The organism is Pectobacterium quasiaquaticum (assembly GCF_014946775.2).
Lineage (GTDB): Bacteria > Pseudomonadota > Gammaproteobacteria > Enterobacterales > Enterobacteriaceae > Pectobacterium > Pectobacterium aquaticum.
In genome coordinates, this window is record NZ_CP065177.1 from 1,474,308 (window position 1) to 1,498,734 (window position 24,427).

A 24,427-nucleotide genomic window follows, 5' to 3' on the forward strand; every position below is an offset into this window, starting at 1 on the left:
CGACTTTACCCTCCTTTATTTGTCCAACGTTGTGCCAGAAACGAACGTGCTTATGTCGCGGTCTATTGATTTAGGGGAGGGGAATTCGCTCTCCCATACGGACTGCACTCTTCGTTTTTTGAAAAATGCTTTCAGGCTAACGCTTGACTAGGTAGAACGATCGTTCTACCATTTATTCATGAACAAAAAACTAAACGACACCCGAGAAAAAATCCTGGCGACTGCTGAGCAACTTATCTATCAGAACGGCATTCATGCCACCGGCATGGACCTTCTGGTCAAGACCTCTGGCGTAGCAAGGAAAAGCATTTATCGCTATTTCGCGACCAAGGATGACGTGGCGGCTGCCGCGTTGAATGCACGTGATGAACGCTGGATGCACTGGTTCAGAACGGAATGTGATAAGGGCAATACCCCTCAGGAGCGCATCCTGAATATGTTCACTGTACTCAAAGGCTGGTTTGAGTCAGAGGGCTTTCGTGGTTGTGCCTTTATTAATACAGCTGGAGAAGTCGGTGACCCTGCCGATCCCGTTCGCCAGATCGCAAAGCTGCATAAACAAAAATTGCTGGATTACGCGCTTGAACTCACCGGGCAATTAAACATCGAGCAACCGTCAGCCCTGGCCAGACAACTGCTGATTCTGATGGAGGGCGCTATCACCATGTCACACGTGATGGGCGATTACAGCGCGGCCGATAGCGCGAGAGAAGTGGCACAACTGTTGTTGAAGCAGGCCTCTCACTAAGGCCTGAGTTTCAAAAAATCCCGTTCTACTGGTATATCCAAATTTTCTGGAGGTTTTGTTATGTCCGATAAACAGATTCGCCCGCCACTTCCTCCTTTCACTCGCGAAACGGCGATTGAGAAGGTGCGACTCGCTGAAGATGGCTGGAACAGCCGAGATGCCGAAAAGGTATCGCTGGCCTACTCGCTGGACACCAAGTGGCGTAATCGCGCCGAGTTTGCAACCAATCGTGAAGAAGCCAAAGGTTTCCTCACGCGGAAGTGGAAAAAAGAACTTGAGTATCGTCTGATTAAAGAGTTGTGGGCGTTTACTGACAATCGCATCGCCGTGCGGTACGCCTATGAATGGCATGATGACTCGGGTAACTGGTTCCGCTCTTATGGCAACGAAAACTGGGAATTTGAAGCAGATGGCCTGATGCACCGCCGCTTCGCCTGTATCAACGACATGCCGATTAAAGAGAGTGAACGCAAGTTCCACTGGCCATTGGGTCGTCGTCCGGATGATCATCCCGGTCTGTCGGAGCTGGGTCTGTAACGTTCTACATTTTCTTCCGCTAAACCCCCGACGACTGCCTCAGCCGGGGGCTTTTTCTCAACCTAAAAATGACGACATCTATTTATCGCGCTACTGATGTCATTCGGATGAGATTATTTTCGCTACGCTTTTGACCGACAGTAGCATGATTCCAGTTTGTCGAGGAACGTGAATAAAACCCTATTCATTTCACTGTAATCATGAACCCGCAGTTCTTCTGGGGTGTTGATGAAACGATATTTTTCGGCCTGACTTAAATCCTTATCTGAGTGTGCAATTAATAATTCGACGACATCCGGTGTGAGTTCCATATGGCATTGAAACCCGTAAACCAATTCGGAATAAGCAATTATTTGGCGTGGGCATCCTTCGCTGTAGGCGATAATTGTAGCCTCAGGCGTCAGGCCAGGCATATCGTTATGCCAGTGACCTACGTTGAGCTGACTTCCGAAGTGAGAGAACATCTCGCTTTGGGTACCAGTATCCGTCAGAAAAATGGGGAACACGCCTATCTCTTTTTCCGGGCTGTGAGCAAACGGAGCCCCCAGCGCTTCGCCAATCAGTTGAGAGCCCAGACAGACACCAATGATGGCTTTACCGAAACTCACTGCAGAGGCAATCAGCGCTTGCTCAGCGTTTGAATCGAAATGGGCGCATTGATCTACGGTGAAGGCAGGGTCCTGTGGACCGCCCATCACGATCAACAAATCGATGTCCCGGGCATCTTGCGGCAGTTTCTCGCCCGCATAAACACGGGAATACGTTATTTCATGACCACGACTCATGGCCCAGGTTTCATAAGCGCCGGGCGCTTCGAAACTTTCATGCACAATAAAATGTACTCGCATTGGCGTATGCTCCTGTAATGCTTGTTACAACCTTAATTCAGTACGCGTTACCCTGCCAAAATGATCAGCCGGGCAGTGTTAGCTGAACCATGGTAAACAAAGGGGATCAATCTGAGATGTCAGTTTGCATAGATAAAGCGCCAAGACACGATGAGGCGACGGGGTGGTCAGGGACTGCCATATCTTATCAGCGTGGAGAGGTCGATCCCCCGCATTACCATCTTGAAGGGCAACTCTTGTTTGCCACTAAAGGGGTTATGCTTGTTGAAACGGCAGACAGGCGATGGGTTATCCCTCCTCAGCGTGCGCTGTGGATCCCACCGTTGATGATTCACGCTTACAGCCTTCTGTCCCATACAGAATTACGTGCTATCTATGTCAGTCGCAGCCTTATTGCGGAGTGCACAAATTTTACGAAGAACAGCCAGGTTCATGTCATTAACGCGACAGTGTTGTTGAAGGCGTTAATCGCGGGTCTGTTTACTGATGAATACAACGCTGCGGCTAAGCGAAAAATGGCGCTTTTACTACTGGAAATTCTTAGTGAAGCGCCATCTGTGACTGCGGAACTCCCTATGCCGCGTGATGAACGTTTATTTCGTGCCGCAAGAGAATTGATGCTTAGCTATCGGTGGGAGGCGACCTTAATGGACATGGCTGATATTGTGAATATGTCGGAACGTACTTTTTCCCGCCGCTTTTTACATGACACAGGTTTCAGCTTCAGAATGTGGAAACAGAGAGCGAGAATATATGCATCATTAGACCTTCTATCTAATGGTGTATCCGTTAAACAGATCGCCTATCAACTCGGCTTTTCCTGTCCTGCCGCTTTTTCTGCTGCATTTCGTTCAGTGATAGGGACAACCCCAAGCGAGTTCTAATCTGGTTTTGACGGTTTCTACTGAATAGATTCACTCGTTGGGGACGAAAATTTTCGCTCTTGCTCAGAGCGGAATTGATGAACCTGCTTTGCCCGCTTCGCGCCAAAAGCGGACGCTGATAGCACCAGTCTATAGAGATAGTTCAACTGTTATGTTAATAACAGCCTCTACTGATTATGTTTTCTACTCATGAGCGAGAGTAAAATGTCATGGCATTTAAATAGTTGTGTCGCAGGAAATCTCAATGACTAAGAAATACGTTTTAATTCATGGTGCCTGGCAAGGAGAATGGGCATGGCGATCAGTTGCTGAAAAACTTCGCGCTCAAGGGAATGAGGTTCTTACTTTTGACCTTCCGGGAAGTGGACATGACTCAACATTACCTGCTGATGTCACGCTTGAAGTCTATGCAGATGCAATTATCTCCCGCGTTAAAGAATTCTCTAATGCAGGTGATATTACGCTGGTTGGCCACAGCATGGGCGGTGCTGCAGTAACCCTTGCTGCGGCTCTGGCACCGGAGTTGTTCAGTCAAATTGTTTACGTATGTGCTTTTGTTCCTCGTACTGGCGAGTCCGTAGCAGGCTTGGGAGAGGAAAGTAAACAATTAGGCGTAAATGGGCCCAAGGCTGACATCAAGCCGGAAGATGGCATTGCCACGCTAACGCCAGAATCTATCCGCGAAACTTTCTTCAATGACTGTGATGAAAGTCAATACCGGCAACATATGCAGTCTTTCAGACCTCAGCCATTGGGGCCGATCATCACACCCTTAAGTGCTGGCGCCGAAATGATACGACTTCCGAAGACATATATTGTCTGTGCTAAAGATAAAGCTGTGTCGCCTGTACTACAGCGTTCTATGGCTGAAAGAGCCAGAATTAGTGACATTCGCGTTCTGGAAAGTGGACATGAACCATTTATCAGTGTTCCAGACGCATTAATCCAGCAGCTGGTAACAATTTGATATTGATTACAAAAACCGTTTATAAAGCGGTTTTTTTTAAATCTCTTTCCTAAGTCACCCTCAGTTATTACATGGCTACATAAACAACACATGCAACTGCTTGTAAAAACACTGCGAACATCCGCTCTTCGCTCAAAGCAGACCTGACAGCCCCTCGGTCTGGCCACTTCGTGCCAAAAACAGACGCTGTGAACATCACGGTGAGTAAGGTCCGATTTGCCAAAAGCGGATGGGGCGGTTTGACGGGAGACTAACACTTCCGACAGAAAGCGTGACTTCAGGTCATCAGATGAATCTATTCAGAAAACCTTATTTTTATGGGAACCCTGAGATGAGGCAGATGCTCTGAGTAACAGGGCATAAGCAGGGCGAGTGGGTGAGCCGAGTACCGCCCCATCCTCTGAACTGGGGCGGTTCGAATGTGTATTGATTGACGGTGTATAGCCACAATCTGCCTGAAAGCACACGGCTAACAACGATCAGAAGCTATATGTCACCTTCAGGCTTCCGGTAGGCGATGCTTTTCGTTGAACAATTGGGCTATTGCGTGCATCACCAGTCAACTGCGTAAAGCCTGCTGCGGCAACCATACTCCAGTTTTGGTTGAACTTGTGCGTCCAGTCAGCGTTCAGTGAATAGGCATAAATCCCCGATCCGACATCGTGTTGGGCAAACCCCGATGCGGCAGACTGGGATGCATTTACCCCGTAGTAAGTCTGCATGTACTCGCTCGTCCCCCAACTGCCAGTCAGCGCCAGCGTGACGGAATTTTTCGATGACGTATAGAGCGGGCTGATAATGCCAAAATGCAGGGCTTCACCATTGCTTCGTTGAGAAACCGGCACCTCAGCCTGCACTTGTAAATTAAGCCAGTCCGTCACCCTATACCCCAGACCAAGCACACCGACAGCCGACCCTTTGACGTCACCCATACCTCGCAAGTGGTCGCTACCGTAGCTGATCGAGTCGCTGTCCACGTCACGATCCTTACGGCCTGCGCGATAGCTCAGCGCAGCGCTGTAATCCAACTTGCCGATGCTGTTACCGTAACCGATGCCACGCGTGGTGCTGACGAAGAAACCATTTACCATCGAGTAATCAATCACCAGGGCAGTCGTGACGCGGCTTTCATCCGAACCCGAATAACGTGGCGCAACATCCACGCCTCCCCCCAGGGTCAACTCGTTGCCCTGTTTCTGTTCTGCTGCTAGCGTTGGGGTAGCCAGTAATGCCAGGACAGCGGCCGACAATAGTTTTTTCAGGGCACGCCCCGAGAGCGAATGGAGGAACGGATGATGCAGGTCGATGTTTCTCATTAAAGAAGTCCTTGTGGATTCAACTGATTACGATACAAGCGGTTTTAAACACCAGAACGCCCAGTTTGAATGCTCACCCTGAAGTTCTCATGAGCCAAAAATGAAGAAATACTGAAGCAAGTGCCGGGCTGCAAATCTGATAGATTTCCTGATACCGTTTTTTCTTCAGATGTTCTTCATTCACTGTTGATAAAGTAACTATTGTGAACATTCTCCTAATTGAAGACGACCTCGATCTCGGCAATGGCGTACGTATTGCCCTTGAAGATCAAGGATTAGATGTTATATGGGTGCGCCGTAAAGTGGATGCGCTGCATCAACTCGCTCTCTGCGTGCCAGAACTTGTATTGCTCGACCTCGGCCTGCCTGACGGTGATGGCATGAGCCTAATGGCGAGCCTGCGTCAGCAGTTCAAGGGAATCCCCGTTATCATCCTGACTGCCCGAGGTACTCTGCAAGATCGTCTGGCTGGGCTGGATGCTGGTGCAGACGACTATCTCGTCAAACCTTTTGTTCTCGCCGAATTGTTGGCCAGAGTGAGAGCACTTGCGCGGCGCAGTTACGGTTTTCAGAATGAGGTGATAGAAATTCGAGGATTATCTCTCCATGTGCCGACGCGACGCGTGACAGTGGGTGCGCGTAATGTTGATTTGACGGCAAGTGAATACGCGCTGCTTGAAACGTTAATGTTGCGCACTGACCGCGTGCTTACACGACGGTTTCTGGAAGAAAAGATATTCGGTGCAAAAGAAAACATGAGCAATCCTCTCGATGTGCATATGGGCAATTTGCGTCGCAAAATCGGCGAGGGCTATGTGCGAACGGTGAGGGGCGTAGGGTATGTCATTGATACCGTACCGATTCAGAAGGGGGCAGGTTGATGCGCAATTTTTGGCGCCACCTGAGAATCCCAACGCTCGTGCGGAGAATTATGATCGCCCAAATGCTATTGCTTACGCTGCTTTGGTGTCTTTTTCTGACCTACATTTTATGGGAGAACTTGCGTAGCCCCTCTATGCTATTGGGCAACAAGACTTACGAAACCATTCTTACATTGGTTGATCGTATGGGGGATCGTCCGCAGGATCTAACCGATGTGCTGGAAAAGTTCAGCAAGGCGTTGCAGGAAGGTTATGGCGGTGGGGAAGATCCTGAGCTGTCAATCAGCCTAATCGTTCGGAAGAATAAAGAGATAATTTATTCATCTGATGGCGCGCCGGCAGGGGTGACAAACACCCGATATGAGAAAATTCAGAGTATTCAGAGTGACGGCCGCATCTGGACTAGCCGTACGCTAAAGTCCGGGAACTCCGACGCGGAGGTAACGCTGGTCACCCCTGCCGGAGGCTGGAACTTCTTTATATACCTGAACTCGCGCGGATACTACATATTGCCGCTGCTGGTCTGCATTCCTTTTCTTCTTTTTCCCGCGTGGCTGTCAATCCGCATTGCAATGCGACCTTGGAACAAGGTGGTAAATGAAATTGCCTTACGAACTCCAGAAGATCTCTCTCCCTTAAAAGAAGTCCCAAAGCACAGGGAGCTTCGCCAAATGGTGGACGCTATCAATATATTTCTTGCCAGGGTGCGAGAAAGTGCTGAAAGGGAACGAGTTTTCATTGCCGATGCCGCTCATGAGCTGCGTACCCCTCTGGCTGCGATGCGAATCAATGTTGAGGCTTTGCAGTCCTATATAAGCAGCGATAATCAACAGGCGTTGCTTGCAGGGATTATTCGCAGCAATAGCCGTGCTGCTCGTCTCGTCAATCAACTTCTGCTGCTGATGCACAGCGAAGCGCGCATTGACACGGTTATGGAGCCTGTGCCGCTGACGACGCTCATACAAGAGCGAATGGCAGCGTTGGCACCGCTAGCGGCTGGGCGCAGGATTGAACTTGAATTTTACTCCCATGATGAAATCTGGATTACAGGTGTTAGGGAACGTCTGATGTCGCTGATTGACAACGTCATTGAAAATGCCGTGAAGTACAGTCCTGAAGGCGGGCGGGTTGAGGTAGATGTACGATTATTAGATAAATCCACGCAGTTACGTGTCTCAGATGCAGGGCCCGGTATTCCAGTTGAATTGAGGGAGCGCGTGTTCGATAGATTTTTTCGCGATCCCAATCAGATGCAAAGCGGGAGTGGGCTGGGACTGGCAATCGTCAAAGCGGTTGCGCAGCAACACAACAGCAACGTATACCTAAGTACGTCTGCAGAAGGCGGGCTCATGGTAACGGTTGACTTTCCACCCCCCAAATTATCACTGCGCGTGTAAATACGCCTCATACCAGCGGCTGAGCTGTTCGGTTACCGGGCGGTGTTCGGCGTTAAACGGGCGACCGTCCAGCGCTTTTACCGGGGTGATGCCCGCCAGCGTGCCGGTGACAAAGGCTTCATCGGCGGTGAGGGCTTCTGCCAGCGTAAAATCCTGAGTCCTGACTTTAAGTCCGTTGGCCTCTGCGAGGTTGATAAGGGTCTGGCGGGTAATGCCGTTGAAGCAGTAGCGGCCCGATGACGTCCACAGTTCACCGCGGCGGACGATAAAAAAGTTGGTAGAGTTACAACTGGCGACAAAACCGTGCGGATCCAGCATCAGCGCCTCATCGGCACCAGCCTGCAACGCCTGCAGCAGTGCCTGAATAAGATTGAGGCGGCTGTGTGAATTCAGCCGCAGATCGAAGACGTCTGGCGTGCTGGTGCGGTAGGTGGAAGTAAACAGCGTCAGCCCGCGCTTTTTCGCTGCGGTATCGATGACCTTATACTCCGCCACGCACACGATGGTGGCACCGCCGATGATGAAGCGGGGATCCTGATTTGGCGTATGCTTTTTAACTATTGGCAATTACTGATAATGCACCGTTCTTTCAGGTACGACGAGGCAGCGTCATGATGATGACAAGTCCGCCGTTCTTGCCGCGTTCTGCATAAATGGCGCCGCCATGTGTCGTGATAATGGCTGAGGCGATGGATAGACCCAGCCCGCTGCCGCCGGAGTGTCTTCCGCGTGAATGCTCGGCGCGCCAGAAACGGTCAAAAAGCAGGGGCAGCGATTCTGGCTCAATCCCCGGCCCGCGATCGGAGACGGTAATCTGCCAGCACGGCGCGTTTTCACGCAGCGTCGTTTCACGTACATCAATCGCCAGATAGCTGCCATCGCTGGCGTAACTTAAGGCATTCTCAATCAAAATCGAGAACACCTGTCCTAACCGTTCGCGGTCCGCAAGGCAAAAGTCGCTTTGTTCGATATGCGTATGCGTCTGAAATCCAGCCTGTTCTAGCTGTGGTCGATACCAGGTTAGTCGCTCGGTGATGAGTTCATCGAAGTAGAAAGGAGTCTGGACTAACTGCAACTGCCCGGCTCTGGCGAGTGACAGGAAGTGCAGATCCTGAATGACGTGATTGAGTTGTTCGAGCTGTTTGATGACCATCGTCAACTGTGCTTTATCACGCGGGAAGACGTCATCAAGCATGCCCTGAACGCGGCCCATCGCCGCATTTAACGGCGTGCGCAGTTCATGGGCTAATGCCGCGCTGGATTCGCGCAGTTCCCGTTCGTAGCGCTCCAGCTGTGCAGTCATGTTGTTAAAGTCATCCGCCAGCGTCACCAGCTCCATCGGTGCCTGTTCGACAAGCTGCGTGCGCGTATCAAATTTTCCTTGGGCGACGTCGCGTGCGGCGTTGGCGATGTTGGAAAATTGCTGTGACAGCGGTCGCGCGCGCCACAGCACCACGACCACCATGGTGGGTAGCGCGATCAGCACCATAATCGCCAGCACCAGCCAGTCGCTGCTGGCAATATTCGGCACAAAAAATTCCGGGCCGTAATACTGATTGATAATCGCTTGGTAGCGCGGGTTACCGTAATCTTTCTGTGCAATGAACTGCTGAAACTCAGTGCGTACCGCGTCTGGCATGTGTTGTTCAATATAGATGCTGTAGATGGCAAAGCGCAGCCACATCAGACCCGCGATGATGATCACGGCGGCGAGCAGCAGAGAAATAATACGGAAACACAGCCAGCGCCACAGCGACATTTTTTCTGATAGAAAGATCGATTTTATCATCAGGTTCACCGGAATCGGTAGCCGACAGAACGGACAGTAACAAGCACATTGATGATGTTGTGCTGGTTGAGCTTCTTCCTGAGGTTGTGAACGTGGGTATCCACCACACGTTCCAGCGCGTCGCTTTCCGGCAGGCTGGCTTCCAGCAGTTCGCCCCGTGTAAAGGCGCGGTTTGGCGCTTTGAGCAGCGTCACCAGAATGTTGAACTCGGTCGGCGTCAGATCGAGCACCACGGATTCGGATGGCGATAGCGCGATGCTTGCTGTGACAGAGGTCGGGTCAACCGACAAATTTTCGAATGTCAGGATCGCCTCTTCCCGAATGGCATAGCCAGTGCGTCGCAGCACGGCTTGTACGCGCGCCACCACTTCCTGCGGGTTGTAAGGCTTGACGACATAATCATCCGCACCGTAGCGCAGGGCGCCGATCCTTTCCGGGTCGTCGCCAATGGCGGTGACCATAATCACCGGAATATTGCTGCGCTGCCGCAGGGCAGACAGCACCTCAGAGCCGTTCATCTTCGGCAACATCACGTCCAGCAAAATCAAATCGGGTTTACTGGTCAGCGCCATGTGCAGACCTTTTTGTCCATCAGACGCGATAGACACCTGATAGCCATCGCGCCGCAAATAAGCCTCAAGCACGCTGGCGGCATCCATATCGTCTTCAATAATTAACACCCGTTTTTCAGCCATCGCACCCTCTTGATGAAATCTTAAAAAACCACAAAGCGTTTCTTGACTAAACGTCAGCATAATCCGTCGCGACGCTGAAAAGCCAACACCAATCACGCTGCACCTGTCGGGAAACGTCACGGTGCAAGATTACCGCGTAAAAGAGGGGATGTATGAACATAACAAAAATTATTTTATCCACCAGCTTGTCTGCTATCGCGCTATCTGGCGCGGCATTCGCCGCGGAGTCAGAAGTATCATTGCCCTCGCTCTTGGGGGATCACACGGATGTGACCGTGGGGGGCGCCGTCCTGAATGCACCGCGCTATATGGGGAGCAAAAATCGTCAAACCACCGCGCTGCCTGTGCTGACCGTTCAGCGCGGCCCACTCTATTTCGATTCCACACGCGGTATTGGCTGGCAATACCAGTCGCCTTCCGGTTTTTATCTCGATCACGCGATTGGTTATGACATGGGAAGGGATGACAAAAACAGCCAATGGCGCGCAGGCTCAAACCGACTGAAAGGCATGGGCAAGGTGAAAGGATCGGTCACCACCACCGTAACGGCGGGGTATCAGTTTGCGCCGTGGCTGGCGCTGGAAGCGAGCGGTGAATTTGCGCTGAGTGAGACAAAAAGGGGAAACCAGTACCGCGTCGGAGCAAAGAGCACGGTATGGCAGTCTGCGGCAAAAGACGATGCGCTGGCGCTGTCGGCGGACGTGCTGATGGGGGATGCCCGCTTTAACCAAACCTACTACGGCGTGACGTCGCAGCAGAGTCAGCGCTCTGGATTGGCAGCGTACCATGTTGGAAAAGGCGTTTACGGCTATGCGCTGGGGGCGAACTGGACGCATCAATTTAGCCCCGCCTGGTCAACGAACGTCGGGGTGACCTCAACCTGGCTCACTGACAAGGTTGCCGATAGTCAGGTGGTGGAACGCCGGAATGATACCAGCGCCACGCTGGCCGTTCTGTATGCGTTCTGATGTTATCTGATGAGTGAGATGATGCGATGATGGTCAGCCGTTTTGCCTTCTGTCTGCTGTCAGCTCTGCTGCTTAGCGGCTGCGACAGCGCAGATGATTTACCTGCGTCACCGCCCGTCAGGCCGGTGAAAACCTTGGTAGTTATGCCTGTGATGAACCGAGAACCCGTGACGTTGACGGGGGAGGTTCGCCCACATGAAGAAACGGCGTTAGGTTTCCGGCTGGATGGCCGCATCCTTAATCGTCTGGTGGATGTGGGGGCGTTGGTGAAGCGCGGTGATGTGATGGCGACGCTCGATGCGCGCGACAGTGAAAATCAGTTGCGCAGCGCGCAGGCGGATTTAGCCAGCGCCATCTCGGCGGAACGGCTGGCGAAAAGCAACTTTTCCCGCATGAAGGCGCTGGCGCCGGGCGGGGCGATTGCGCGGGTACAGCTTGATGAAGCGCAGGCAAACTGGGACGCGGCGGTTTCCCGTCGTGAAAGCGCGCAGGCGACGGTGAAAGGCGCGCAGGAACGCTTCGGCTACACGCAACTCACGGCCGCGCAGGACGGTGTCATCACGACGGTCAGCGCCAATCCCGGTCAGGTCGTGAGCGCCGGACAAGAGGTGGTGAAGCTGGCCTCTCTGGGCGGACGTGATGCGGTGTTTGACGTGCCGGAGCGGCTGGTCAATCAGTCACTTGCCTCGCGCGTTATCCGCGTTTCGCTGCTGTCTGAGCCGAACGTTCAGGCGGAGGGACGCGTGCGGGATATCAGTCCGCAGGCCGATCCCGTTACGCGTACTTTCAGAGTGAGAGTCACGTTAACCTCGCCGCCCGCTGCGATGGTATTGGGTGCCAGCGTGAATGGCGCGATACAGCAGTCCGATACTGCCGTTATTGAACTGCCCGCTTCTGCGCTCACCCGACAGGGCGATCAACCTGCTGTCTATGTCGTGAATTCTGCGACTCAGACGGTACGTTTGCAGCCGGTTACCGTTGCCCGCTATAGCGACACGGCGATCTTCCTTTCCGGAGGACTGGAGCAGGGCGATCGCGTCGTGATCGCCGGCGTCAACAAGCTACGGCCGGATGAAAACATTCTGCTGTATGAAGAGGGGCGTCGCTAATGGCACAAGAACCGCAATCGGCGGCACGCTTTAACCTGTCCGCCTGGGCATTAGCGCATCAGCAACTGGTCACGTTTATGATGCTGGTGATTATGGCGGCAGGCGTGATGAGCTATCAACGTTTGCCCCGCAACGAAGATCCGGCGTTTACCATCAAATCCGCGGTGGTGTCTGCCGTCTGGCCGGGCGCGACGGTGGGCGATACGGTCAATTTCGTCACCGATAAGCTGGAGAAAAAATTACAGGAAACGCCGTACCTCGATTATGTCGAGAGCTACACCCGAGCCGGGGAATCGGTCGTTTTCGTTAACCTACGTGATGACACGCCGCCGTCTGCCGTGCCAAATATCTGGTATACGGTGCGTAAGAAAATGACGGATATCGCCAGTTCGCTTCCCGATGGCGTCAGCCCACCCGCCGTTAATGACGAGTTTGATGATACGTTCGGGACGATTTATGGCTTTACCGCCGACGGTTTTTCGCCGCGAGAGTTGCGCGATCGCGTGGAGGATATTCGCTCGGCGTTATTGAGCGTACCGGATGTCGGTAAGGTCGACATGTTGGGGGTGGAAGAAGAGCAGATTGTGGTGACGTTTTCTCCCCGACGCCTCGCCGGATTAGGGATTGATGCACAGCAGGTTATCGATTCACTGAAAGCGCAGAATGCGGTCACGCCCGCCGGTATTATTCGTACCGAAGACGATAAGATCGCCGTGCGCGTCAGCGGGGCGTTTACCTCTGAGCAGAGCCTGCGTCAGATTACATTACGCATCGGCGGAAAATTTGTCCCACTGGTCGATATCGCCACGATTAACCGTGAAACGGCAGAGCCGCCGTCGCCGACGTTTCGGGTCAATGGCGAAAAAGCCATTGGGCTGGCGATCTCGATGGCCCCCACCGGTAACATGCTCACTTTCGGTCAGGCGATTCGAGAAAAAATGAATACGCTCTCTGCGCAACTGCCGCATGGGATCGACATGACGCGCGTGGCCGATCAGGCCGAGGTAGTGAAAGGTGCCGTCGGCGGCTTCGTGAAAGTGCTGCTGGAAGCTGTTGCCATCGTGCTGGCGGTGTCGTTTGTGTCGCTCGGCAGCCGTGCCGGATTGGTGGTAGCCGCCTCTATCCCGATTGTGCTGGCGATGACCTTTATTGGTATGGAAATCACCGGTATCGGGCTACAGCGCATTTCGCTGGGGGCGCTGATTATTGCTCTGGGGCTGCTGGTGGATGATGCCATGATTACGGTGGAAGCGATGGTGTCACGGCTGGAGCTGGGCTGGGATCGCAAACGCGCGGCGGCCTGGGCCTATGAAAGCACGGCATTTCCGATGCTGACTGGGACGCTGGTGATGATCGCCGGATTTATTCCGGTGGGGTTTGCCGCATCCAGCGCGGGGGAATACTGTTTTTCGCTCTTTGTCGTGGTTCTGATTTCATTGCTGAGCTCCTGGATTGTCGCGATTCTCTTCTCGCCGTTGCTCGGTGTCTGGCTGTTGCCAAAAACGTTTCGTCACCATCACGACGAGCCGGGACGGTTGGGACGCATGTATCGCCAGTGGCTCCAGCACGCGTTGGCGCACCGGGGAATGACGCTGGCTATCACTCTCATTCTTCTGGTCATTTCGCTGTTTGGTGCTACCCGACTGGAGGGCGAGTTTTTTCCTGCATCCGACAGACCGGAACTGCTGGTCAGCCTGACGCTACCGGCGAATGCCTCACAGGCGGCGACGGAAGCGCAGGCGAAACGGCTGGAAGCCGTGCTGAAAAACGATCCTGATGTTGACCATTTTTCCACGTATGTCGGATCGGGCGCGGTGCGTTTTTATCTCCCGATGGATGTCTTGCTGAGTCACGAAAATATCGCGCAGCTGGTGGTGGTGGCAAAAAATCTGGAGGCGCGGGATGCGCTGGCAGCACGGTTGAATCAGGTGCTGGAGCGGGATTTTAGTAACATCGTCGCTCGGGTATCGGCACTGGAACTCGGGCCTCCGGTCGGCTGGCCGCTTAAATACCGGGTGGCGGGGCCGGATAGTCAACGTGTGCGCGACATCGCGCAGGGGCTTGCCAGTCTGGTAGGGAAGCAAGCCGACGTTCGTGAGGTGAATCTGACGGCGGGTGAACCTGAACGCACGGTGAATGTGGTGCTGAATCAGACGGAAGCCCGCGCCGTTGGCATCAGTTCGCAGGATGTGGCGAGTATGCTGGCCGCGATATTTTCCGGTTCGACGCTGACGTCGGTGCGTGATGGCAATCGGCTGGTGGACGTGGTGATTCGCGGCACGCCGCAGGAGCGCAGAGACGTTGCGACGATCGCCAATCTGCAAATCCCGATTGCGGAGGGGCGCTCCGTCCCGCTGGGGCAGATCGCTACCGTGGCGTATGGCGTTGAGGATCCGATTATCTGGCGGCGTCAGCGCGAACCGTTTATTACGGTACAAATGGATGTCGCACCGGGTGTGCGGGCACCTGCGCTGTCTGAAAAACTGGCACCCGACATTGAACGCTATCGTGCCTCGTTACCGGAAGGCTATCACATCACGGAAGGCGGCGTTGCGGCGGAATCCGACAAGGGCAATGGCTCCGTGTACGCAGTGCTGCCGGTGACGCTGTTGGTGATGCTGGTGCTGTTAATGATTCAGCTACAGCGTATTTCCCGTATGGCGCTGGCGTTCCTCACCGCGCCGTTTGGCCTGATTGGCATCGTTGCAGCCATGCTGCCGACGGGTACGCCGATGGGGTTTGTGGCGCTGCTGGGGGCGATTGCGCTGGCGGGGATGATCATTCGTAATGCGGTGATTCTCATTGGCGAGGTCGATCTGAACGTGAAAAACGGACAGCCTGCGACGGAGGCGATCGTGAATGCGGCCAGTCATCGCTCACGTCCGATTATACTGACGGCGCTGGCGGCGATTCTCGGCATGATCCCGATTGCGCATCAGGTGTTTTGGGGGCCGATGGCCTACGCGATTATCGGTGGGTTGATGGTGGCGACGCTGCTGACATTGCTTGCCCTGCCTGCGGCGCTGAGTCTGCTTATGCAGTGGGAAGGGCGGAAAACCGCGAATCTGACCAGGTAGTATCCCAGCCCCTGACCGCAGTCAGGGGCTGGCCGATTAGAGATGCCCGGACAGGCGCTGGTGAATTTTGGTGCTATGGGTATCCAGTCCGACAATCGTGACCTTCGCATCGTAGCGATGATAGCGGGTTTCAATCGCGTCGAGTGCCGCCACGCTGGAGGCATCCCAGATTTGGGCGTGCGTCAGATCGATGGTGACGTTTTGTGGGTCTTGCGCATAGAGAAAGTGCTCGAAGAGATCGTTACTGCTGCCGAAGAACAGCGGCCCGCGTACGGTGTAGTGCACCGACTGCCCGTCTTCGCTCACCTGACGCTCTGCGTGAATGACGTGCGCCACGCGGCGGGCAAACAGCAGGATGGCAAAGATCACACCGCCCGCCACGCCGATAGCGAGATTCCCCGTCGAGACGGTCGCGACAACCGTCACGATGACCACCAGCGTTTCCGACGGTGGCATACGCTTCAGCGTCGTCGGATGCAGGCTGTGCCAGTTCATCGTTTTCAGCGCGACGATCATCATAATGCCCGCCAGCACCACCATCGGAATCTTCGTCATGATTTCGCTCAGCCCGGTCACCAGCAGCAACAGCACCAGCGCGGCGGCGAGGGTGGAAATGCGCGTGCGCGCTTTGCCTAACTCCACGTTGACCACGGTCTGCCCGATCATCGCACACCCGGCAATGCCGCCATAAAACCCAGCGAAGAGATTGGAAATGCCCAGCCCCCAGCATTCGCGACGCTTGCTGGACGGGGTATCCGTGATGTCGTCGACCAGTTTGGCGGTTAACAGCGATTCCATCAGCCCGACAAAGGCGATACTCAGCGCGGTCGGCCAGATGATGTGCAGCGTTTCAAGATTGAACGGCACCAGCCACTGGGTGAAACCCGGCAATCCGGGCTGCATGGGGCCAGCATCGCCGACGTTAGGCACCGTGATGCCGATAAACATGGCAATCGCGGTCACCGTCACAATGGCAACCAGCGGCGCGGGAATGCTTTTCACCACATAAGGCAGCAGCAGAACAATCGCGAGCGTCAGCGCAAACAGCAGCCAGACGAGCGAGGATTGCCCGTAAATATGCGGCACCTGCGCGGCAAAAATCAGGATGCCCAGCGCATTGACGAAACCGATCATTACCGAACGGGGGATATAGCGCATCATCCTCGCCAGTCCTGCCAATCCAAACAGAATCTGAACGATCCCTGCCATGATCACCGCAGGCAGAATATAGGCTACGCCGTGTGCGTGAACCATCGGGCCAATAACCAGCGCCACGGCACCCGCCGCCGCCGTCACCATCGCCGGTCTGCCACCGAGAAAAGACATGGTGAAACACAACACGATGGAGGAGAACAGGCTGACTTTGGGATCAACCCCCGCAATGATGGAAAAGGAAATCACCTCTGGGATAAGCGCCAGTGCGGTGATGGTGCCCGCCAAAACCTCGCGCATCAGCAGCGAGGGCGAGCGTAATACAGCAAGCGTTGACGTGGCAGAGGGCGCTGACGTCGGCGTGGCGTCGGGTGATGAGATCATAGGTGCAGGCTCTTACTTTTTCTTATTTATCGGTCGATGACGAAAGGCGGGAGAGGATAAATTATCAGCAGTATAAAAGATACTGTCCGTCATCGGCAGGCAAGGAAAAGCCAACAGGGAAACGAAGGGGCGGATACGGTTTTCGCCTTATCCGTCCGTTCTATCTCCATCGTATTCAGTCACTGTTCGCGAATGTCACGGTAGGGGATGTTCCATAAACTCTACGAGGCTATGTCTGTACTCTCTATCGACAATATCTCTCAGACAGCGTTTTATACGCCCATCACGCGAGCCATGATGGCCTGATGTAACCAGCGCGGGGTGGCCCAAATCAGAAATGTAATCGCCTTATTTCCCATACCTGGAACAACGCTCATTCGCCCAGCATGAAGAGCACGGATGCCAGCCTGAACAACAGGTTTAGGCTGCATCATCACACCTTTTAGCGCCGGGGTGAGTTTCTGTTTGGCTGCCGTAGCAAAACCGGTGTCAGACATGCCCGGGCACAGTGCAGTGACAGTGATACCATCGTTTTTAAGCTCACAATGCAGCGCATCGGAAAACCGGAGCACATACGCTTTAGCTGCTGAGTAAACGGCAAAATGTTTTACGCCCTGATACGCCAATAGGCTGGCGACCATCAAAATATGTCCTTTGCGCCTGACGCGCATATCTTGTGCAAAGAGTCGGGTTATCGCGGTCAAACTGGCGATATCCAGATTGATCATATCCAGCATCTCACCCTGTGATTGATCTAAAAAGCTGCCCTGCAAACCGTGGCCTGCGTTATTGATTAATATATCAACCACAATATTTTGTTCTTTTAGTCGGCTGTGTAGATCGCTGATTGCGGTAATCACGGAAAGGTCTACTTGTTCGACTATTACGTCGACGTTGAAGTCTTTGCGTAATTCCGCCGCGAGTATTTCAAGCTTATTGAGCCGACGCGCCACTAGGATGAGCGACTTTCCTTGTGCCGCATATTGCCTTGCGAATTCCTCGCCAAACCCGCTTGAAGCCCCCGTGATAAGCACCCATGTATTGTTTTTTACTGTCATGTTAATAACTCCAGTTGTGTAGTTTCAATTGTACAGGTGCCAGTTTGTGGCCGTATTGGGTGAATACCTTATTGCGTTTTCACTGTGGTTTCTGGCGGCTGCCAGCCACCACCGAGCGCCTTGAATGTGGAGACGGCTGCGCGTGCCGATTCGGTTTGAGCCTGAGCCCGGGCATCAGAGGTTTGTAGCAGGGTTTCATCGGCGTGGAGAACGTCAATCAGGCTGCTTGTTCCTTTCTGGTAGGCGATGAAAGACGACTGCCGCGCGCTGGCTAACGCGGTCTCACCAGCGGTTAACGTTGCGGCCTGCATTTCGTGATTGACCAAGGCCGAGAAGGCGTTCTCAACGTCTTCGGTCGCACGGAGTACCGATAGGCGGTAAGCCGCCAGCGCTTCGGCTTCCTGTCCCTTCGCTTGATCGATCTGGGCGTTAATGCGGCCGAAGTCGAAAAGTCGCCAGCGCAGCCCTAATACGCCCGCTGATTGGTTGGCACCGCTGGAGAACAGATTGCCGCTCGACACTGACGTTGCGCTACCGAGCAAGGCGCTGAGCGAGAATTTAGGATAGTACTCGCTGATGGCTACCCCGATGCGTGCGTTGGACGCCGCGAGATGGCGTTCTGCCACGATAATATCGGGTCTGCGGCGCAGCAGATCGGCGGGTGTCCCCGTTGCTACGAGCGCCGGAGGCTGTGGAATGGCCTGTGAGGTGGACAACTGGGCCCGATGCGTGCCGGGAGGCGTGCCGAGCATAACGTCCAATGCGTTCATCACGGCATCGATCCCGGTCTGGAGAACCGGCACGGAGGCCTGAACCTGTGCCAATGCCCCTTCTGTCTGGCGTACCTGATACTCGGGAGCCAGTCCTTTACTGTTGAGTAGTTGTACCTTATCCAGCAGTTCTTGCTGTGTCTTGACCTGACTGTTGGCGATCGCCAGACGCGTTTGTAATCCGCGCAGGGTGATATAGATATCGGCAGTCTGAGCGGCGACGGCCAGACGAGTGGCCGCGACGCCTGCCTCGGAAGCCTGATAGTCAGCCAGTGCCGCCTGACGGCCGCGTCTCAAGCCACCGAATACATCAAGCTCCCAACTGGCGTTGAGATCGGCTTCATAGGCATTGCCGTAGCGATTATAGCCAGGAACCGAGTTGAGTAGCTGACCTTGTGGCGTTTCAATTGACTGGTAGGCACGAGTGCCTTGTCCGCTGATGTTACCCGAGGGCAGCAGCGCCGCCGTTGCTGCGCCAAGCCCGGCACGAGCCTGACTCATCCGTGCGGACGCCTGAGCTAAATCAAGATTCTGTGCGAGTGCCCTTGAAACTAACTGGCTCAGTAAGGGATCATTAAAGCTTTCCCACCAGACCGCAAGGTTGGCTGCCTGAGCTGCGTCGTTTTGTTCTGCGAAAGACGATTTTGCGACAGATGGCTGCGCGGAAGATCGTTGTGTGGCGGATTGCGCCTGATAACGATCCGCGAGTGGCGCGTCCGGACGGTGATAATCCGGCCCAACGGCGCAACCTGCCATTAAGCTCGCGCTCACCACCAAGGAAAGGGTACGGAGGGATAACATAGGAATTCCTTGAGTCAAAAAGGTTGTGACCATATTACATATTGGTCACATGTTGTCAATCAACGCTCGGTGAGCTAAGCTGGAGAAATGACTAAACATATGAATACACAGTCCTCGCGCGGGCCGTCCGACCATAGCGTTCGAGATCAGATTGTGGAAGCGGCAACTGAGCACTTCGGACACTTTGGATATGAGAAGACCACCGTGTCCGATCTGGCCAAGGCGATTGGCTTTTCTAAGGCCTACATCTACAAATTTTTTGATTCCAAACAGGCGATCGGGGAGAGTATTTGTGCTAACCGACTGGCAATGATTATGGATGTTGTTAACGCGTCGGTTGTCGATGCGCCAACCGCTTCGGAAAAACTGAGACGCTTGTATAAAGCCGTGATAGAAGCGGGTAGCGATTTATTTTTTCACGATCGCAAGCTTTATGAGATCGCCGCGGTGTCCTCGCGCGACCGGTGGCCTTCAGCCGTTGCTTATGAAGAAAAACTACGTCAACTCGTTCAGCACATTCTTCTTGAGGGACGACAGTCTGGGGAATTTGAGCGCAAGACGCCGTTGGATGAGGCGGCAGATGCCATCTATCTGGTTATGCGCCCTTATGCTTGCCCTATTCAACTGCAATACAACCTAGATTCGTCAGCGTCCGCTGCGGTGTTACTCCCGTCATTAATATTGCGTAGTTTAGCACCTTAAAACTAGTGACCATTGACAATATTGGTCACTATCTGGAGAATACGGTTTCTGTCCTGTTAATTTGATAAGGGAACCTATGCTTCGGTTCAACTCTACCACTCTTGCTGTTTGCTTGTTGCCTCTCGCCTTGGTGGCGTGCGGCGACGCTTCCGACATCGACGATCCACGCAATCAGCCACCGCTGGTGAGAGCGGCTACCGTGGTGAGCGCCGTTGATGCCTCTCGCGCCTTCACCGGTGTGGTTGTCGCACGAATTCAAAGCGACTTGGGTTTTCGGGTGCAAGGCAAAATCCTTGAACGTCTGGTTGATACCGGCCAGACCGTGAAACGTGGCCAGCCTTTGATGCGTCTGGACCCTATCGATCTCAGTTTACAGGCCCAAGCCCAGCAGCAGGCCGTTACTGCTGCGCGAGCCCGTGCCAGACAGGCGACCGATGACGAAGCTCGCTATCGCGGTCTGGTTACCGCAGGTGCGGTATCCGCTTCGGCTTACGATCAAATAAAGGCGGCTGCCGAGACGGCGAAAGCGGAACTGAGCGCCGCGCAGGCTCAGGCTGATGTAGCGAAAAACGCGACAGGCTATGCCGTGCTGCTGGCCGATGCCGACGGTGTTGTCATGGATACGCTGGCTGAACCCGGTCAAGTGGTGAGTGCAGGGCAGCCTGTTGTTCGGCTGGCGCGTGCGGGGCAGCGGGAAGCCATCGTACAACTGCCCGAAACGTTACGCCCTGCGGTTGGAAGCGAAGCGCAGGCAATGCGCTATGGCGCCGGAGAACAGCGTGTTCCAGCGAAACTGCGGTTGCTCTCCGATGCGGCCGATCCGTTGACGCGTACCTTCGAAGCGAGGTATGTGCTTGACGGTGAGCTGGCGAGTGCACCGCTCGGATCCACTGTTACGCTCCATATTGCGCAAGATGACGTATCACGCCAGATGCTACAGGTGCCTTTAGCGGCAATCTATGATCCGGGGAAAGGGCCGGGTGTCTGGCGTATTTCAGGCGATCCCGCCAAAGTATCATGGCAACCCGTTCAGATGTCTGGCCTTAGCGACGATAGGGCAAAGGTGACAGGAAATCTCAAACCGGGAGAGCAGGTTGTTGCCTTGGGAACGCATTTGCTGCATGACGGCGAGGCGGTCCGAGTGATTGAACAGCGCGATGCCAGCGTCGTCGGGAGCCAGCCATGAGCGAGGGAAGATTCAATCTTTCGGCGCTTGCTGTCCGTGAGCGCTCCATTACGCTGTTTCTTATTATCCTGATTACCGTTGCGGGCATTCTCTCGTTCTTTGAACTGGGGCGGGCGGAAGATCCACCGTTTACGGTCAAGCAGATGACCATTGTTTCTGTCTGGCCGGGGGCGACCGCTCAGGAAATGCAGGATCAGGTGGCTGAACCGCTAGAAAAGCGCATGCAGGAGCTCAAGTGGTATGACCGCAGTGAGACTTACACGCGTCCTGGACTTGCTTTTACTATGCTGTCACTGCTCGATAGTACGCCGCCTTCACAGGTACAGGAGGAGTTCTATCAAGCGCGTAAAAAGCTCGGCGATGAAGCCAGGAACCTGCCGGCAGGCGTGATTGGGCCGATGGTTAACGACGAATTCTCGGATGTGACGTTTGCGCTCTTTGCGCTGAAGGCGAAAGGCGAGCCGCAGCGTTTGCTGGTCCGTGATGCCGAATCGCTGCGTCAGCGTCTCTTGCATGTGCCGGGCGTGAAGAAGGTCAATATCATCGGGGAACAGGCGGAACGTATTTTTGTGTCGTTCTCGCACGACCGGCTGGCGACGCTGGGTATTGCTCCTCAGGACATTTTCTCAGCGCTGAATAGCCAGAACGTGCTGACGCCTGCCGGCTCGATTAATACGAGCGGCCCGCAGGTCTTTATTCGTCTGGATGGCGCTTTTGATAAGTTGGACAAGATCCGTAAAACGCCGATTGTTGTACAGGGTAGGACGTTACAGCTTTCAGATGTAGCAACCGTTGAACGTGGCTATGAAGACCCTGCGACCTTTCTGGTTCGCAATCAGGGGGAACCGGCACTGTTGCTGGGCATTGTGATGCGTGAAGGATGGAATGGCCTGGATTTGGGGAAGGCACTGGATGCGGAGACGGCCAAAATCAATGAAGGCATGCCGCTTGGCATGACGTTGACAAAAGTTACCGATCAGTCGGTGAATATCAGCTCGTCTGTTGACGAATTCATGATCAAATTCTTCGTCGCGTTGCTTGTTGTGCTGGTTGTTTGCTTTATCAGCATGGGCTGGCGCGTGGGGGTTGTCGTTGCCGCTGCGGTGCCGTTGACGCTGGCTATCGTTTTTGTGGTGATGGAAGCGTCCGGTAAAAACTTTGACCGAATTACGTTGGGTTCTCTCATTCTGGCGCTGGGTTTGCTGGTCGATGATGCCATTATCGCCATCGAAATGATGGTGGTGAAAATGGAGGAGGGCTATAGCCGTGTTAAAGCCTCCGCCTATGCCTGGAGCCACACGGCTGCCCCGATGCTGGCCGGTACGCTGGTCACCGCTGTGGGTTTTATGCCTAACGGTTTCGCGCAGTCCACCGCCGGTGAGTACACCAGCAACATGTTCTGGATCGTCGGCATTGCCCTGATTGCCTCTTGGGTCGTTGCGGTGGTCTTCACGCCTTATTTGGGCGTAAAAATGCTGCCGGAAATCAAAACCGTAGAGGGGGGACACGCCGCCATCTACAACACCCGCTATTACAATCGATTTCGCTATTTACTGGCGCGTGTTATTGCGCGGAAATGGATCGTGGCAGGTACCGTGGTGGCTGCCTTTACCGTAGCGATCTTAGGTATGGCGCTGGTTAAGAAACAATTCTTTCCGACTTCCGATCGTCCTGAGGTACTGGTAGAAGTACAGATGCCCTATGGGACTTCCATTGAGCAGACCAGCGCGGCAACGGCGAAGGTTGAGGGCTGGTTGCAGAAGCAGGAAGAAGCAAAGATTGTGACGTCTTACATTGGGCAAGGTTCACCGCGCTTTTTTCTGGCTATGGCACCTGAACTGCCCGATCCGTCGTTTGCAAAAATTGTTGTGCGGACGGACAGCCAAGAGGCGCGCGAGGCGCTCAAGTTTCGGCTTCGTGAAGCGGTGGCCAATGGCCTGGCACCCGAGGCGCGTCTCCGAGTGACTCAACTGGTGTTTGGCCCATATTCACCGTATCCGGTGGCCTACCGTGTTATGGGGCCGGATTCGACCACGCTGCGTGAGATTGCCGGCAAGGTGGAAGCGGCGATGCTGACAAACCCGATGATGAGGACCGTCAATGCCGATTGGGGCCCGCAGGTGCCGACGCTGCATTTTACGCTCGATCAGGATCGTTTGCAGGCGGTGGGATTGACATCGAATGCGGTTGCTCAGCAACTTCAGTTCCTGCTCTCGGGGGTTCCGATCACGTCGGTGCGTGAAGACATCCGCGCAGTACAGGTTATGGGGCGTGCTGCTGGGGATATCCGGCTTGATCCAGCCAAAATAGCGGGCTTCACGCTCGTGGGGGCTGCCGGTCAGCGTATTCCTCTATCACAGATAGGGGAGGTCGGCGTGAAGATGGAAGATCCTATCCTGCGCCGCCGCGATCGCACACCAGTCATTACCGTACGGGGTGATATCGCCGAAAACCTGCAGCCGCCTGATGTCTCTATGGCGATCTTGAAACAGCTACAGCCCATCATCGATACACTTCCGGCCGGATACCGTATTGAACAGGCTGGCCCGATTGAAGAGTCAGGAAAAGCCACTCAGGCGATGGCACCGCTGTTTCCTATCATGATTGCGATCACGCTACTGATCATCATCCTACAGGTGCGGTCAATGTCGGCAATGGTGATGGTGTTTCTCACTTCACCGCTGGGGTTGATTGGCGTGGTGCCAACGCTGCTGCTCTTCAACCAGCCGTTTGGCATTAATGCGCTTGTGGGGTTGATTGCGCTATCCGGCATCCTGATGCGTAATACTTTGATCCTTATCGGGCAGATCCATCACAACGAGCAGGAAGGACTCTCACCATTCGATGCGGTGGTGGAGGCGACGGTGCAGCGAGCCCGACCTGTGTTGCTGACCGCGCTGGCCGCCATTTTGGCGTTCATCCCGCTCACTCATTCTATTTTCTGGGGCACGCTGGCATACACGCTGATTGGCGGTACGTTTGGCGGCACCATCATCACGCTGGTGTTTTTGCCTGCGATGTACGCTATCTGGTTCAAGATACGTCCAGAGAATGAGAAGCACGTCGATAAACCCGCCGCGGTGTAAGCCGTCATTCATATGAAAACGCTCGTCACACAGGGTGGCGAGCGTTATCCAGTCTGCTGCGTGGCACAGTTT

Annotated in this window: 19 protein-coding genes and 1 pseudogene; 12 read left to right on the forward strand and 8 right to left on the reverse strand. The window is 54.2% G+C overall.

Annotated elements, in window-relative coordinates; genetic code table 11:
• Positions 1-178: 178 nt before the first annotated feature.
• Positions 179-748 (forward strand): TetR/AcrR family transcriptional regulator, encoded by a 570-nt coding sequence (locus IG609_RS06730; protein ID WP_193398487.1) that lies wholly within the window; start codon positions 179-181, stop codon positions 746-748.
• 60 nt (positions 749-808) lie between these two features.
• Positions 809-1,285 carry a nuclear transport factor 2 family protein gene (locus tag IG609_RS06735; protein ID WP_039464900.1) on the forward strand — a complete coding sequence of 159 codons (477 nt, stop codon included), beginning with the start codon at positions 809-811 and terminating at the stop codon, positions 1,283-1,285.
• A 122-nt stretch (positions 1,286-1,407) separates the two neighbouring features.
• On the opposite strand, the gene IG609_RS06740 is transcribed toward IG609_RS06735, so the two are convergent.
• Positions 1,408-2,133 (reverse strand): type 1 glutamine amidotransferase, encoded by a 726-nt coding sequence (locus IG609_RS06740; RefSeq protein ID WP_193398486.1) that lies wholly within the window; start codon positions 2,131-2,133, stop codon positions 1,408-1,410.
• 116 nt (positions 2,134-2,249) lie between these two features.
• On the opposite strand from IG609_RS06740, the gene IG609_RS06745 reads away from it, so the two are divergent.
• Positions 2,250-3,017, forward strand: a complete 768-nt coding sequence (locus IG609_RS06745) for an AraC family transcriptional regulator (RefSeq protein WP_193398485.1) — start codon at positions 2,250-2,252, stop codon at positions 3,015-3,017.
• Positions 3,018-3,261: 244 nt separating this feature from the next.
• Positions 3,262-3,984: an alpha/beta fold hydrolase gene (locus IG609_RS06750; RefSeq protein WP_193398484.1), complete on the forward strand. Its 723-nt coding sequence runs from the start codon at positions 3,262-3,264 to the stop codon at positions 3,982-3,984.
• A gap of 479 nt (positions 3,985-4,463) precedes the next feature.
• Here IG609_RS06750 and IG609_RS06755 read toward each other — a convergent pair whose 3' ends face one another.
• Positions 4,464-5,300, reverse strand: coding sequence for a MipA/OmpV family protein (locus IG609_RS06755; RefSeq protein WP_193400255.1), 837 nt, complete (start codon positions 5,298-5,300; stop codon positions 4,464-4,466).
• Positions 5,301-5,503: 203 nt separating this feature from the next.
• Here IG609_RS06755 and IG609_RS06760 point away from each other — a divergent pair, with 203 nt between their 5' ends.
• On the forward strand, positions 5,504-6,181 hold the full coding sequence (locus tag IG609_RS06760; RefSeq protein ID WP_039538557.1) for a response regulator: 678 nt from the start codon (positions 5,504-5,506) through the stop codon (positions 6,179-6,181).
• Positions 6,181-7,578 (forward strand): sensor histidine kinase, encoded by a 1,398-nt coding sequence (locus IG609_RS06765; RefSeq protein WP_193400252.1) that lies wholly within the window; start codon positions 6,181-6,183, stop codon positions 7,576-7,578. Before IG609_RS06760 ends, IG609_RS06765 begins: the two co-directional genes overlap by 1 nt.
• On the opposite strand, the pseudogene IG609_RS06770 reads toward IG609_RS06765, so the two are convergent.
• The 3 genes and pseudogenes from IG609_RS06770 to IG609_RS06780 all read right to left on the reverse strand — a co-directional run.
• Positions 7,564-8,133 (reverse strand): annotated as a pseudogene (locus IG609_RS06770) (aminotransferase class IV); the annotation flags it as partial. The gene IG609_RS06765 and the pseudogene IG609_RS06770 sit on opposite strands and share 15 nt — an antisense overlap.
• 34 nt (positions 8,134-8,167) lie before the next feature.
• Positions 8,168-9,367 carry a sensor histidine kinase gene (locus IG609_RS06775; protein WP_193400250.1) on the reverse strand — a complete coding sequence of 400 codons (1,200 nt, stop codon included), beginning with the start codon at positions 9,365-9,367 and terminating at the stop codon, positions 8,168-8,170.
• Positions 9,368-9,372: 5 nt separating this feature from the next.
• The gene (locus IG609_RS06780) at positions 9,373-10,062 is read right to left on the reverse strand and encodes a response regulator transcription factor (RefSeq protein WP_193398480.1); all 690 of its coding nucleotides are present in this window, start codon (positions 10,060-10,062) and stop codon (positions 9,373-9,375) included.
• Between the two features lie 152 nt (positions 10,063-10,214).
• Here IG609_RS06780 and IG609_RS06785 point away from each other — a divergent pair, with 152 nt between their 5' ends.
• Genes IG609_RS06785 through IG609_RS06795 form a run of 3 tightly spaced genes read left to right on the forward strand, consistent with a single transcriptional unit; the run spans position 10,215 to position 15,216 of the window.
• Positions 10,215-11,030, forward strand: a complete 816-nt coding sequence (locus IG609_RS06785; RefSeq protein WP_193400248.1) for a MipA/OmpV family protein — start codon at positions 10,215-10,217, stop codon at positions 11,028-11,030.
• 26 nt (positions 11,031-11,056) lie between these two features.
• Positions 11,057-12,139 carry an efflux RND transporter periplasmic adaptor subunit gene (locus IG609_RS06790; RefSeq protein ID WP_193400246.1) on the forward strand — a complete coding sequence of 361 codons (1,083 nt, stop codon included), beginning with the start codon at positions 11,057-11,059 and terminating at the stop codon, positions 12,137-12,139.
• Entirely contained in the window at positions 12,139-15,216 is a 3,078-nt protein-coding gene (locus IG609_RS06795) for an efflux RND transporter permease subunit (protein WP_193400244.1), read from the forward strand. The genes IG609_RS06790 and IG609_RS06795 overlap by 1 nt, the downstream gene beginning before the upstream one ends.
• A 36-nt stretch (positions 15,217-15,252) precedes the next feature.
• Here the strand turns inward: IG609_RS06795 and IG609_RS06800 are convergent, their stop codons facing one another.
• The 3 genes from IG609_RS06800 to IG609_RS06810 all read right to left on the reverse strand — a co-directional run bounded on the left by IG609_RS06800 (position 15,253) and on the right by IG609_RS06810 (position 19,381).
• Positions 15,253-16,752, reverse strand: a complete 1,500-nt coding sequence (locus tag IG609_RS06800; protein WP_193398478.1) for a SulP family inorganic anion transporter — start codon at positions 16,750-16,752, stop codon at positions 15,253-15,255.
• Positions 16,753-17,024: 272 nt separating this feature from the next.
• Positions 17,025-17,810, reverse strand: coding sequence for an SDR family NAD(P)-dependent oxidoreductase (locus IG609_RS06805; RefSeq protein ID WP_193398477.1), 786 nt, complete (start codon positions 17,808-17,810; stop codon positions 17,025-17,027).
• 68 nt (positions 17,811-17,878) lie between these two features.
• Positions 17,879-19,381, reverse strand: coding sequence for an efflux transporter outer membrane subunit (locus IG609_RS06810; protein WP_193398476.1), 1,503 nt, complete (start codon positions 19,379-19,381; stop codon positions 17,879-17,881).
• Between the two features lie 87 nt (positions 19,382-19,468).
• Here IG609_RS06810 and IG609_RS06815 point away from each other — a divergent pair, with 87 nt between their 5' ends.
• The 3 genes from IG609_RS06815 to IG609_RS06825 all read left to right on the forward strand — a co-directional run bounded on the left by IG609_RS06815 (position 19,469) and on the right by IG609_RS06825 (position 24,355).
• Positions 19,469-20,083, forward strand: coding sequence for a TetR/AcrR family transcriptional regulator (locus IG609_RS06815; protein ID WP_193398475.1), 615 nt, complete (start codon positions 19,469-19,471; stop codon positions 20,081-20,083).
• Positions 20,084-20,159: 76 nt separating this feature from the next.
• The gene (locus IG609_RS06820) at positions 20,160-21,269 is read left to right on the forward strand and encodes an efflux RND transporter periplasmic adaptor subunit (RefSeq protein ID WP_193398474.1); all 1,110 of its coding nucleotides are present in this window, start codon (positions 20,160-20,162) and stop codon (positions 21,267-21,269) included.
• Positions 21,266-24,355 carry an efflux RND transporter permease subunit gene (locus tag IG609_RS06825; RefSeq protein WP_193398473.1) on the forward strand — a complete coding sequence of 1,030 codons (3,090 nt, stop codon included), beginning with the start codon at positions 21,266-21,268 and terminating at the stop codon, positions 24,353-24,355. Before IG609_RS06820 ends, IG609_RS06825 begins: the two co-directional genes overlap by 4 nt.
• The last annotated feature ends 72 nt before the right edge of the window (positions 24,356-24,427 follow it).